Raw genomic sequence first — 12,205 nt, 5'->3', positions numbered from 1 at the left:
CTCCCAGCGGTAGGCGACACGTCGTGGACCACCGAAGCTTCGGTGGGTTTCACTCGGGACATGCCCACCGAGACCCGCGCCCCGGCGAAACTGGCGCTCACCGCCGTCTGCCTGGGCTTCGTGATGATCACGCTCGACGCGACCATCGTGAACCTCGCCCTGCCCGCGATCGGGGCCGATTTCGGCGAACCGTCGACCGCCGCGCTGCAGTGGGTCGTCGACGCCTACACCGTCACGCTCGCCGCGTTCCTGCTCACCTGGGGCGCCGCCGGCGACCGGTGGGGTTCGCGACGCGTCTTCGAAGCGGGCGTCGCCGTCTTCGTCGTCGCGAGCATCGGCTGCGCACTCGCCGGTGACACGGCTTGGCTGATCGCGGCACGGGCCGTCCAGGGCGCGGGTGCCGCCGCGCTGCTGCCGTCGTCGCTCGCGCTGATCGTCCACCAGTTCCCGGACGCGCGGGAGCGGGCGCGCGCCCTCGGCGTGTGGGGCGGCATGAGCGGGGTCGGGCTCGCGGCCGGGCCGATGCTCGGCGGGCTCGCGGTCGGCCTCGCCGACTGGCGGCTCGTCTTCGCGGTCAACGTCCCGGTCGGCGTCGTCGCGATCGTGCTGACGCGCCGCGCGGTCGCGGAACCGCCACGCCACAGCGCCACCCGCCTCGATCCGTTCGGGCAGGTGACGGGCACGGCGTCGCTCGCGGGGATCGTCGCCGGATTCATCGAATCCGGGCACGCCGGCTGGTTCGCGCCCGCGACCCTCGCGCTGCTGGCCGGGGGACTGGTGGCCGGCGCGGTGTTCGTGGCGGTCGAAAAGCGCGTCGCGGAACCCGTGCTGCCGCTCGGCATCCTGAAGATCCGTAACTTCGCGGTGGCGACCGGGATCGGCGGCCTGTTCAACTTCTGCCTCTACGGCACGCTCTTCTGCCTCGCGCTGTACCTGCAGCGCGCCTGGTCGCTCGGCGCGCTCGCCGCCGGGCTCGCCCTGGTGCCGCTGACGCTGGTGGTCGGGCTCAACGCGTTCTTCAGCGGCCGCCTGACCGGGCGCTTCGGCCCGCGCGTGCCGATGGTCGCCGGCGCGCTGGCGGGCCTGGCCGGTTCGGCGGGCTTCGCGCTGCTGCCCGCGGACCGCGCGCTCGTGCTGTTCGCCGTGGTCTCGGTCGTGTTCGGCGGCTGCTCGCTGGCCATGCCCGCGATGACGTCGCTGGCGATGAACTCCTTGCCGGGCAAGGCCGGGCTGGCCGCGGGCGTGCTCAACGCGTCGCGGCAGACCGGGGGAGCGATCGGCGTCGCGCTCGTCGGCGCGCTGCTGCCCGCCACCGGGATGTGGCTGGTGGCGGGCGGCTACGCGCTCGTCGCGGGGCTCGCGTTCGCCGGGCGTCAGTCGTCGTAGGGATCGTCGACTTCGGCGCGGCCCCACTCCTCGGAGACGCGCGAGTGGTCGATCACCGCGAAGACGGCACCTTCCGGGTCGGCGAGGATCGACATCCGGCCGAACGGCGTGTCGTAGGGCTGGATCACGACGGTGCCGCCGTTCATCAGCGCTTCGCCGGCGACGGCGTCGACGCCGCGGGCCGGGTCGATGTCGAAGTAGACGAGCCAGTGCGGCGGCGTGTCGATGCTGTACTCCGAGCCCATCACGTACCGGTACAGCACCGGCTCGTGCTCGATGAGCCATTCGACGTAGTCCAGCGACTCGCCGTCGCCGATCTGGTGGCTCCCGTAGGTGAACAGCTTGGTGTAGAAGTGATCCGCCGCGACGCCGTCGTGGGTGTTGAGGTCCGCGCCGCTGAAGGTGTTGGGGATCCCGGTGACGAACTCCCAGTCCGGCGGCACCTCCCAGAACACCACCGGCGCGCCGCACGCGTCGAAGGCGTGCAGGATCGTGCCGCGCTGCGGGATCGGCATCGGCCCGAGCGTCAGCCGCCCACCGAGGTGCTCCACCCATTCGGCCGCACTCGCGGTGTGCGGCACGGACAGGTGCGGCATCCAGCCCAGCGGCGCGCCCTGAGCGGCGCGGTAGAGGCCGCCCACCGGGACCGTGTTCAGCGTCGCGATGGCGTACCGGCCGTCGGACGTCGCCGGGTCGCGCTGAGTGGCGTACGTCCAGCCGAAGAGGGCCCCGTAGAATCTCTCCGCCACGGCCTGCTCGCGGCAGGCCAGCTCGATCCAGCACGGAATTCCGGCCGGGACCGGGGATGGGGTACTGGACGGGTCGATCGCCATGGGTGCTCCTCCCGAGACCCACCGAATTCTATGCGTGATCCGTAAGGTTTCCGCCAAGAATTCGCCGCCGGTCGATCACTGTCGGCGGGTGAAGGGCCCGAAAGGAGCAACGGTGCGGTGGTCGTCCCGGCGCGCGGAGGTCGTGCCGAGTCCGAACATCTGGTACTACCAGGCCGATTACGAGCTGGAGAACCGGGCGCAGGACAGCGGCGGCGAGATCTGGCGCGTGCTGCGTGAAGAGGGTGACTGGGTCGGCCGGGACGTGCTGGACATCGGCTGCGGCGACGGGTTCCACCTGCCGCGCTTCGCGCGCGACGCGCGTTCGGTGCTCGGGGTGGAGCCCCACGAGCCGCTCGTGCGAAGCGCGTTGGAGCGCGTGAAGGGTCTGTCGAACGTGGACGTCAAGATGGGCCGGGCCCAGCGGCTGCCGGTCCGCAGCGCGAGCGTCGACGTCGTCCACGCGCGCACGGCGTACTTCTTCGGGCCCGGCTGCGAGCCGGGGCTCGCGGAGGCGGAGCGGGTGCTGCGGCCGGGCGGGGTGCTCCTGATCGTCGACCTCGACGTGACCAGCGAGCCCTACGGCACCTGGATGCGCGCCGACCTACCGCACTACGACCCGGGCGCCGTCGAACGGTTCTTCGCCCGGGCCGGGTTCGGCTGCCGCCGGGTCACCACCGAATGGCGGTTCCAGACGGCGCGGGACCTCGAGACGGTGCTGAAGATCGAGTTCAGCAAGCGCGTCGCCGAACAGGCGATCGCGGAGTCGGTGCAGCGTAATGGGAATCGCGCGCACGACCTGACGCTGCCGGTGGGCTACCGCGTCCACACGCGGGTCAAGCCCACCGGCCTCGTCGTACCAGGTCACTCGGCTGCCGCTTCACCCGAAGCGGATTCCTCGTCGTCTTCGCCGAGGATGCCGTAGAGCGATCGCCGGGCGTCGTTGAGCACTTCGGCCGCGCGGGCCTGCTGGCTTTCGGTGCCCGCGCGCATGATCTGCACGACGGCGGCGGCCAGGTTCTTGCCCGCCTTGGCGAGCCCGACCTCGGTCGGGTCGACGTCCTGCGCGATGTGCTCCCACGGCGGGGTGCTGTCCTGCTCTTCCGCGGCGGTGCGGCCGGCGTCGGTCAGCTCGAAGAGCTTCTTGCCGTGCTCGTCCTTGCTGATGACCAGGCCTTCGTCGGCCAGCAGCTGCAGCGTCGGGTAGACCGAGCCGGGGCTCGGCCGCCAGAAGCCGCCGGAGCGTTCGCCGATCTCGCGGATGATCTCGTAGCCGTGCCGGGGCTGCTCGGCGAGCAGCGCCAGGATCGCGGCGCGGACGTCACCGCGGCGGCTGCGCCGTCCGCCGTGACCCCGCCGGCCCGGTCCGTGGCCGCGACCGCGTCCACCGGGGCCGAAGCCCGGGGGGAACTCGCCGAAACCACCGAAGGGCCCGAATGAGGCGCGCCCACGTTCGTGAGCGAAGGGGTGTCGTTGCCTACGCATGTCTGGGTTCCTTTCTCGAACTGTTGCGACACGTTCACGATATATCGGAAACGGTCGGATGACAACCTCGGTCCGGTGATGCCGCTCACGGAACTTGAGCCTTCAAGTGCTGAGCCTTAGATTAGGCAAGCCTAAACACCTGTTAGCAAAGGTAACGACCAGTGCGCACCCGATCGCTCCCGCTGACGGCGGGGCTGCTGGTCCTCGCCGCGGCGCTCGCCGCCGCCGTGCTGCTCAGCATCGCCGTCGGCACCCGCGGCCTGAGCCCGGGCACCGTGCTGGACGCGCTCTTCCACTTCGACCCGGCGAACCCCGACCACCTCGTGGTCCGCGAACTCCGGCTCCCGCGCACGCTCGCCGGGGTGCTCGCCGGCGTCGCGCTGGGCCTGTCCGGCGCCGTCATCCAAGGCGCGACGCGCAACCCGCTGGCCGACCCCGGACTGCTCGGCGTCAATGCCGGCGCGGCGCTCTTCGTCGTCCTGGGCATCGGCACGTTCGGCATCACCAGCGTCGGCGGCTACGTGTGGTTCGGCTTCGCGGGTGCCGCGGCGGCCGGGGCTGTCGTCTACGGCGTCAGCTCGCTCGGCCGGGCGGGGGCGACACCGGTGAAGCTCGCGCTCGCCGGCGCCGCGGTGACGGCGGCCCTGGCTTCGGTGACGAGCGCGCTGCTGCTGACCGACGCCACGACCTTCGACCAGTACCGCTTCTGGCAGGTCGGCTCGCTGACCGGCCGGGACGCGGCGACGATCACCCAGGCCGTGCCGTTCGTCCTGGCGGGCGTCGTGCTCGCGCTCGTCTCCGCCCGGCTGCTCAACGCGCTCGCGCTCGGCGAGGACGTCGCCCGCTCGCTCGGCCAGAACGTGCCGGTCGCGCGGCTGGTGTGCGCGCTCGCCGTCGTCGTGCTGTGCGGTTCGGCGACGGCGATCGCCGGGCCGATCGCGTTCGTCGGGCTGACCGTGCCGCACGCCGCGCGGCTGCTCACCGGCCCCGACCACCGCTGGCTGCTGCCGTACTCGGCGTTGCTGGCGCCGCTGCTCCTGCTGGTTTCCGACGTGCTGGGCCGCGTGGTCGCGCGCCCGGCCGAGGTGCAGGTCGGGATCGTCACCGCGCTCGTCGGCGCGCCCGTGTTCGTGTTCCTGGTGCGGCGCCGGAAGGTCGTGGCGGTGTGAACGCCGTCGAGGTGGTCGCCGCCGCGCGCCGCCGTGGCGTGGTCCGGACCCGTTCGGTGTCCCTGCTGCTCTTCGTCGCGATCGTCGTCGTCTTCGCGCTTTCCCTGGCGGTGGGCGACTTCCCGGTCCCGCTCGGCGACCTTCCCGGCCTCCTGTTCGGCGGCGACGGCGTCGGCCGCGCGGCCTACGTCGTCACCGAGCTCCGGCTGCCCCGAGCCGTCACCGGCGTGCTCGTCGGCGTCGCCTTCGGGACCTCCGGCGCGCTCTTCCAGCGCCTCCTGCGCAACCCGCTGGCCAGCCCCGACGTCATCGGCGTGACGCAGGGCGCGAGCGCGGCGGCGGTCGTCGCGATCGTGCTGGTCGGGGCCGGCGGCGCGGTCGTCTCGGCCGCGGCGCTGGCCGGCGCGCTGCTCACCGGCGCCACGATCTACCTGCTCGCCCGCCGCGGCGGCGTCCACGGCTACCGGCTGGTGCTCGTCGGCGTCGGCGTCGGCGCGGTGCTGACCAGCGTCGTCTCGTACCTGATGACCTGGGCCGACGTCACCCTCGCCCAGCAGGCCCTGGTCTGGCTGACGGGCAACCTCAACGGCCGCGGCTGGGACCACGCCCTGCCGCTCGCCGCCGCGCTCGTCGTCCTGCTGCCGGCGGCTCTGGTCCAGAGCCGCGCGCTCACCGGGTTGCAGCTGGGCGACGACACCGCCGCCGGGCTCGGCCTGCGCGTCGAACGCAGCCGCGTGACGCTCCTCCTGGTCGCCGTCGCGCTGGCCGCGTTCGCGACGGCGGCCGCCGGGCCGGTCGCGTTCGTCGCCTTCGTGGCCAACCCGATCGCGACCCGGCTCATCGGCGGGGCTCGCGCGGGACTCGTCCCCGCGGCGCTGACCGGCGCGCTCGTGGTGCTGCTGGGCGACTTCGCCGCCCAGCACCTGCTCGGCGCCCAGCTGCCGGTCGGCGTCGTCACCGGCGCCGTGGGCGCGCCCTACCTGCTGTGGCTGCTCGCGACGGCCAACCGCGCCGGGCGAGTGTGAGAGGAACGCCGTGACACTGCACACCGAGAACCTCGACCTCGGCTACGGGCCGCTGCGGGTCGTCAAGGACCTCTCCGTCCGGATCCCGCCCGGCAAGGTCACCATGATCGTCGGGACGAACGCCTGCGGGAAGTCGACGCTCCTGCGCGGGCTCGCGCGGCTGCTCACGCCGACCGCGGGCGCCGTCTACCTCGACGGCAGGGGCCTCACGACGTGGCGCAGCAAGGACGTCGCGACCGTGCTGGGCCTGCTGCCGCAGTCGCCGACCGCGCCCGAAGGCATCACCGTCGCCGACCTCGTCGGCCGCGGCCGCTACCCGCACCAGGGGATGTTCCGCCGCTGGAGCGACGAGGACGACGACGCCGTCGCGAAGGCGATGCTCGCGACCGACACCGTCGAGCTGGCCGACCGGCCCGTCGACGAGCTGTCCGGCGGGCAGCGCCAGCGCGTGTGGATCGCCATGGCGCTGGCGCAGCGGACGCCGTTGCTGCTGCTCGACGAGCCCACGACGTTCCTCGACATCGCCCACCAGGTCGAGGTTCTCGACCTGCTGTCCGAGCTGAACGCCGAGGACGGCCGGACGATCGTCATCGTCCTCCACGACCTCAACCTGGCCGCCCGCTACGGCGACCACCTGATCGCGATGAAGGACGGCCGGATCGCCGCCGAGGGCGCGCCCGCCGACATCCTCACCGCCGAGCTCGTCGCCGACGTCTTCGGCATGCCCTGCCGGGTCATCGAAGACCCCGTCTCCGCCACGCCCCTGGTCGTCCCGATCGGCCGGCGGCGGGCCACCCCCCGAGAAGAAGGAACTCCCGATGCGTCCTAAGTGGACATCCGTGGTCGCCGTCCTGTCGTCGGTCACGCTCCTCGCCGCCTGCGGCCAGCCGGAAAAGCCGAGCAGCTCCGGCGTCGGCGACCAGGAAGTCGCGACGGGCGGGCGCCTGTTCTCGACCGCCGACAGCGAGACCGCCAAGCTGGGCGCGGACGTCAGCCCGGGTGTCTTCCCGCGCACCGTCACGCACGCGCTGGGCAAGACGAAGCTCGACAAGAAGCCCACGCGGGTCGTGGTCCTCGACAGCGGGGAGCTCGACGACGTCCTCGCGCTCGGCGTCACCCCGGTCGGCATGGCCACCACCGCCGGGCAGAGCGGCGTGCCGTCCTACCTGGCCGACCGCGTCAAGGGCATCCCGGCGGTGGGGGAGATCAACAATCTGAACCTCGAGCAGATCGCCGCGCTGGACCCGGACCTGATCGTCGGCAGCAAGCTGCGCGCCAACGACCTCTACCCGCAGCTGTCGAAGATCGCGCCGACGGTGTTCAGCATCCGGCCCGGCTTCCCGTGGAAGGAGAACCTGCTGCTGATCGGGGCCTCGCTGGGCGACGAGACGAAGGCCGTCGGGCTGCTGAACGACTACCAGAAGCGCGCGAACGAGGTGAAGGCCGGGATCAAGGGGGCGCCCAAGATCTCGCTGCTGCGGTTCCTCTCCGGCAACATCCGGCTCTACGGCAACCTGTCCTTCATCGGCGTCGTCCTCAAGGACGTCGGCCTGGAGCGGCCGGCGAACCAGAACATCGACGAACTCGCCGCGCAGATCTCCAAGGAGCGCATCGACGAAGCCGACGCCGACTGGATCTTCTACTCCAGCTACGGCGCGGGGCCGAGCGCCGACGAGAAGGCCGTCACGAGCAGCGGGCTGTGGGCCGGGCTGGGCGCGGTGAAGGCCAAGCACGCCATCCCGGTCGCCGACGAGGTGTGGTTCCTCGGCCTCGGCCCGATCGGGGCCATGCGGGTCCTCGACGACCTCGAGAAGTACCTGGGCTGACAAAATCGGCGGCGTGCCGGAAACCATCGACGAGATCGACGCGCGCCTGCTCCAGGCGCTGGGGGAGGACCCCCGGTCCACGGCGGTCGCGCTGGCCGAACGGCTGGGCCTGTCCCGCAACACGGTGCAGGCCCGGCTCGCGCGGCTGGAGCAGCGCGGCGTCCTCGGGTCGTTCGAACGCCGCATCGACCCGGCTCGCCTGGGCTACCCGCTGCGGGCGTTCGTCAACGCGCAGGTCGACCAGCGGCGGCTGGCCGAAATCGCCGACGCGCTCGCGACGATTCCCGAGGTCACCGAGGTGTGCGGGCTGACCGGGGCGAGCGACCTGATGGTGCAGGTGGTGGCCGTCGACGCCGACGACCTCTACCGGATCGCCGGGCGCATCCTGGCCTCGCCCGGGGTCGAGCGGACGAACATCTCGCTCGTCATGCGCGAACTCGTCCCGTACCGGCTGACGCCCCTGCTCGAGCGCGTGCATTCTGCGCAGCCGGAGACCTGAGCCGTCCGTCGCCGGTGGGCATTCTGCTCACTTCCGGCGGTATCGGTTGTGCGTTGCGTCCACCAGTGCTGTCCTAGGGGGCGCTTCCTGCACGAAAGGTGTCGACGATGACTCAGGCCTCCCCGACGGCTCCGGCGACCGGCTCGGACGAGCTCGCCGCGATCGAACGGCGGGTGCTGTGGCTCGCCACCGCGATCGTGCACCAGGCCAACCGCGTCCGGCCCAACCCGTCCGGGCTCAAGGTCGGCGGGCACCAGGCGTCGTGCGCGTCGCTGGTCTCGATCATGACGTCGCTGTGGTTCCGGCACCTGCGTCCCGAGGACCGCGTCTCGGTGAAGCCGCACGCGTCGCCGGTGCTCCACGCGATCAACTACCTGCTCGGCGAGCTGGACGAGGCCTACCTGCCGACGCTGCGCGAGTTCGGCGGGCTGCAGAGCTACCCGAGCCGCGCCAAGGACCCCGACCCGGTGGACTACTCGACCGGTTCGGTCGGCATCGGCGCGACCGCCCCGATCTGGGGCGCGCTGGCCCGCCGCTACCTGACGACGCGGGGCTCGTCCGCCGGCTCGGGCCGCCAGTACTCGCTGGTCGGCGACGCCGAACTGGACGAAGGCGCGATCTGGGAAGCCATCCTCGACCCGGGGGTCGCGGAGCTGGGCGAAATCGTCTGGATCGTCGACCTCAACCGCCAGTCGCTCGACCGCGTCGTGCCGAACATCGCGGCCGGGCGGCTGCAGGGCATGTTCGACGCGGCCGGCTGGCAGGTGCTGACGCTGAAGTACGGGCGGCTGCTGGAGGAGCTGTTCACCCGGCCCGGCGGCGCGGAGCTGCGGGCGCGCATCGACGCGATGCCGAACCCCGAGTACCAGCGGCTGCTGCGCTGCGACGCGGCCCAGCTGCGTGACCGGCTTCCCGCGGGCGACGCCGCGCTGGCTTCGTTGGTCGCCTCGCTGGACGACGAGACGCTGCTGGCCGCGATCCGGAACCTCGGTGGCCACGACCTCGGCTCGCTCGACGAGGTCTTCGCGTCCATTTCGGACAGCCGGCCGACGGTGATCTTCGCCTACACCGTCAAGGGCCGTGGCCTCCCCACCCAGGGACACCCGCAGAACCACTCGTCGCTGCTGACCGTCGCGCAGATGGAAGAGCTGGCTTCGTCGCTGGGAACGGACCTCGCTTCGCCGTGGGAGGGCTTCGCTGAGGGGACGTCCGAAGCTGCGTTGTGCGCTGAAGTCGCTTCACGCCTTCGCCGTCCTGACGTCCCTTCGGCGCCTTCGCTTGAGCTGCCGGTCGACATCGGGCGGACGCCGTCCGGGACCGCGACGACCCAGGCCGCGTTGGGACGCGTGCTGCTCGACCTGACGCGCGAGGCCCCCGAAGCGGCGAAGCGGGTCGTGACGGTCAGTCCCGACGTCAGCTCGACGACCAACCTCGGCGGCTGGGTCAACAAGGTCGGCGTCTGGTCCGCGACCGAGCGCCGCGACTGGTTCGACGACGACCCCGAAACGATCATGCACTGGCGGGAGAAGCCGACCGGGCAGCACGTCGAGCTGGGCATCGCCGAGACGAACCTCGTGGGGCTGCTCGGCGAGCTGGGCGCGACCTGGAGCCGCTGGGGCGAGCCACTGCTGCCGATCGGCGTCATGTACGACCCGTTCGTCGAGCGCGCGCTGGAACCGTGGTCGTTCGGCATCTACGCGGGCGGGCAGTCGATCCTGATCGGCACGCCGTCCGGTGTCACGCTCGCCCCGGAGGGCGGCGCGCACCAGTCGATCACCACGCCGTCGATCGGCATCGAACAGCCCGGCTGCGTCAGCTACGAACCGGCGTTCGCGATCGACACGGAGTGGACGCTGCTGGCGGCCCTCGGCCGGTTGGGCAAGCCGGGCGGCACGTCGTCGTACTTCCGGCTCTCGACGCGTCCGGTCGACCAGACCCTGGCCGGCGTGCCCACGGACCCGGCGGCGCGCGAACGCCGTCGCCGTCAGGTCGTCGCGGGCGCGTACCTGCTGCGCCGCGCGGATTCCCCCGCGGTCACGCTGGCGGCGATGGGCGCGCTGGTGCCGGACACCCTGGCGGCGGCCGAGCGGCTGGCCCAGGTGGGGGTCGAGGCCGACGTCGTGTGCGTGACGAGCCCGGGCCTGCTGTTCGAGGCTCTGCAGGCGCGCTCGGGCCGGGGCGGCGGGGAGTCGTGGATCCTCGACCAGGCGTTCCCGGCTTCCCGGGCGAAGCCGCTGGTCACCGTCCTGGACGGGCACCCGCACACGCTGGCGTTCCTGGCCGGGATCAACCGGGTGCCGTCGGTCGCGCTGGGCGTGACGGGCTTCGGTCAGTCCGGGTCGCTGGAGGACGTGTACCGCCACCACGGCATCGACACCGACGCGATCATCCGGGCGGCGCTCGACGTCGTCAGCTGAACGTCGCCGCCGCGAGCATCGAGTCCATCTTCTCGTCCCATTCGGGGAAGGACCCGTACTCGACGACGAGGATCTTGCTCGTCGGCAGCCACCACATCCGGACCTGGTTGTTCTGCGTCGAGTCCTGGCAGGTGACCTGCCACTTGCCGTACTCGGCCTTCTTCGGGCCGATCGGCTTGAAGCCGGACTCGAGCAGGTCGCTGCCGGTCGCGACGGCGGCGTCGCCGGGCGGCGAGGCGGCGGTGATGCAGGTCGGGACGTCCGTGCCGGTGTACCACCCGAAGGGCCGCTTCGCGCTGGGCAGGTTGATGGGCGCGTTGGGGTCCGAAGTCGCTTCGCGCAGGTCCAGCAGCCGCGCCTGGCAGACGGCGCCGCCTTCGGCGACACAGCCGTCGAGGAGGCCGTCCTCGCTTTTGTCCGTGTACTTCGCCCCGACGGGCAGGGCGACGTGCATGGTCGCGATCACGATCTGCGGCCCGGCGACCTTGGTCACGGTCGGGACGGGCTGCGCCTGACCGCCGGTGGCGGTGCTGCAGGCGGCGGTGCCCAGCACCACCGCGACGGCCAGGAAGAAACGGCTCCGCACGGGCTCACCTCTTTCGTCCGCCCTTGGACTCTCGAGCGCCCCGGCCGGTTTCACCGGGCGATCGACAATCTAGCCAGGGCGCACGGAGACGTCAGGACGCGGTGTCGTCCACCGGATTACCGGCCACGCGGGACCGCAGCGCGCGGATCTCATCGGCGGCGCGGCGGCCCGATTCACGCAGCTGAGCCGCGGCCTGCGAGTCCTGCACCTGCCGGAGCTGCTGCACCCAGGTGACCGGGACGACGACCGACCCGGCGCGGCGGTCGTGCCAGCAGGTGCGGCCTTCGGGCGCGGCCCGCAGGGCGAGGCAGTCGGCGATCGATCCCGCGAGCAGTAGGACGCCGACGGCCGTCCACAGGAGGCTGAGGTCCAGCAGCGCGAGGATCAGCAACACCCAGGCCAGCCCGGGGAGCACGACCGCGATCGCGGTGCGCCGGGCGGTCGCCATGAGCGAAAGCCGGGCCCCGCCGGCCGCACCCGTCCCGGCCCGGATGACGGTCAGCGAAAACGCCATCTTCCCCGGGGTCCGGCCGAACCGGTGCACGAAGCCGACCTCGTACGCCGCGACGAGGAGGACCTGCACCGTGAGCGTGCAGCCGACGATGAGCACGATGGTGCCCCAGTAGCCGGACAGCGCCGCGAGCCCGACGTCGTCGAGGTCGCCCCATTTGCCGAACACGGCGTCGAGGGCACCGTCCCGGGTCAGCAGCGCGGCCTGCTCGCCGGCGCCGGACTGGATGAGGTGGCCGGCCGGGAACCACAGCGGCGAGCCGATGAGCCAGGGCAGGAGCCAGTCGATCCAGCGGGCGCCCCACCGGCGCCAGGTCGTCGGGCGCTGTCCGCCGCCGGGTGTGGTCACGGTCGTTTCCCTTCGCCGCCGTTCGCGTTCAAGCCGGGAAGTCGCGCGGTGCCGCGGCGGCGATTCAGGCCCCGCGCCTTTGTCCGGGAACTGTCCAGTCCGCCGGGTGACCTGGCGTACACC

The 12,205-nt window shown here is 72.2% G+C and carries 12 protein-coding genes; 8 read left to right on the top strand and 4 right to left on the bottom strand.

What is annotated here, in order from left to right; translation table 11 throughout:
- The first annotated feature begins 60 nt into the window (after positions 1-60).
- On the top strand, positions 61-1,386 hold the full coding sequence (locus AB0M83_RS10635; RefSeq protein WP_364515504.1) for an MFS transporter: 1,326 nt from the start codon (positions 61-63) through the stop codon (positions 1,384-1,386).
- On the opposite strand, the gene AB0M83_RS10630 is transcribed toward AB0M83_RS10635, so the two are convergent.
- Positions 1,374-2,219: a VOC family protein gene (locus AB0M83_RS10630; RefSeq protein WP_364515501.1), complete on the bottom strand. Its 846-nt coding sequence runs from the start codon at positions 2,217-2,219 to the stop codon at positions 1,374-1,376. The two genes, AB0M83_RS10635 and AB0M83_RS10630, sit on opposite strands and share 13 nt — an antisense overlap.
- A gap of 112 nt (positions 2,220-2,331) precedes the next feature.
- On the opposite strand from AB0M83_RS10630, the gene AB0M83_RS10625 reads away from it, so the two are divergent.
- On the top strand, positions 2,332-3,141 hold the full coding sequence (locus AB0M83_RS10625; protein ID WP_364515498.1) for a methyltransferase domain-containing protein: 810 nt from the start codon (positions 2,332-2,334) through the stop codon (positions 3,139-3,141).
- Here AB0M83_RS10625 and AB0M83_RS10620 read toward each other — a convergent pair.
- Positions 3,081-3,701, bottom strand: coding sequence for a PadR family transcriptional regulator (locus AB0M83_RS10620; RefSeq protein WP_364515495.1), 621 nt, complete (start codon positions 3,699-3,701; stop codon positions 3,081-3,083). The two genes, AB0M83_RS10625 and AB0M83_RS10620, sit on opposite strands and share 61 nt — an antisense overlap.
- Before the next feature lie 161 nt (positions 3,702-3,862).
- On the opposite strand from AB0M83_RS10620, the gene AB0M83_RS10615 reads away from it, so the two are divergent.
- The 6 genes from AB0M83_RS10615 (at position 3,863) to AB0M83_RS10590 (ending at position 10,637) form a co-directional block, all read left to right on the top strand.
- The gene (locus AB0M83_RS10615; protein WP_364515492.1) at positions 3,863-4,870 is read left to right on the top strand and encodes an iron chelate uptake ABC transporter family permease subunit; all 1,008 of its coding nucleotides are present in this window, start codon (positions 3,863-3,865) and stop codon (positions 4,868-4,870) included.
- Positions 4,867-5,895: an iron chelate uptake ABC transporter family permease subunit gene (locus AB0M83_RS10610; protein ID WP_364515490.1), complete on the top strand. Its 1,029-nt coding sequence runs from the start codon at positions 4,867-4,869 to the stop codon at positions 5,893-5,895. Before AB0M83_RS10615 ends, AB0M83_RS10610 begins: the two co-directional genes overlap by 4 nt.
- 10 nt (positions 5,896-5,905) lie before the next feature.
- Complete coding sequence (locus tag AB0M83_RS10605) at positions 5,906-6,724, top strand: ABC transporter ATP-binding protein (RefSeq protein WP_364515487.1); 819 nt, start codon at positions 5,906-5,908, stop codon at positions 6,722-6,724.
- Entirely contained in the window at positions 6,714-7,721 is a 1,008-nt protein-coding gene (locus AB0M83_RS10600) for an iron-siderophore ABC transporter substrate-binding protein (protein ID WP_364515484.1), read from the top strand. Before AB0M83_RS10605 ends, AB0M83_RS10600 begins: the two co-directional genes overlap by 11 nt.
- Positions 7,722-7,734: 13 nt before the next feature.
- The gene (locus AB0M83_RS10595) at positions 7,735-8,220 is read left to right on the top strand and encodes an Lrp/AsnC family transcriptional regulator (protein WP_364515481.1); all 486 of its coding nucleotides are present in this window, start codon (positions 7,735-7,737) and stop codon (positions 8,218-8,220) included.
- A gap of 107 nt (positions 8,221-8,327) precedes the next feature.
- Complete coding sequence (locus AB0M83_RS10590) at positions 8,328-10,637, top strand: pyruvate dehydrogenase (protein WP_364515479.1); 2,310 nt, start codon at positions 8,328-8,330, stop codon at positions 10,635-10,637.
- Here AB0M83_RS10590 and AB0M83_RS10585 read toward each other — a convergent pair.
- Positions 10,630-11,223, bottom strand: a complete 594-nt coding sequence (locus AB0M83_RS10585) for a hypothetical protein (protein ID WP_364515476.1) — start codon at positions 11,221-11,223, stop codon at positions 10,630-10,632. The genes AB0M83_RS10590 and AB0M83_RS10585 overlap by 8 nt on opposite strands.
- Positions 11,224-11,314: 91 nt before the next feature.
- Positions 11,315-12,082 (bottom strand): RDD family protein, encoded by a 768-nt coding sequence (locus AB0M83_RS10580; RefSeq protein ID WP_364515473.1) that lies wholly within the window; start codon positions 12,080-12,082, stop codon positions 11,315-11,317.
- Between the last annotated feature and the right edge of the window lie 123 nt (positions 12,083-12,205).

It is taken from the genome of Amycolatopsis sp. NPDC051106 (assembly GCF_040682775.1).
Lineage (GTDB): Bacteria > Actinomycetota > Actinomycetes > Mycobacteriales > Pseudonocardiaceae > Amycolatopsis.
Note: the sequence above shows the minus strand (reverse complement) of the source record. Positions and strands in the feature narration are given on the sequence as shown.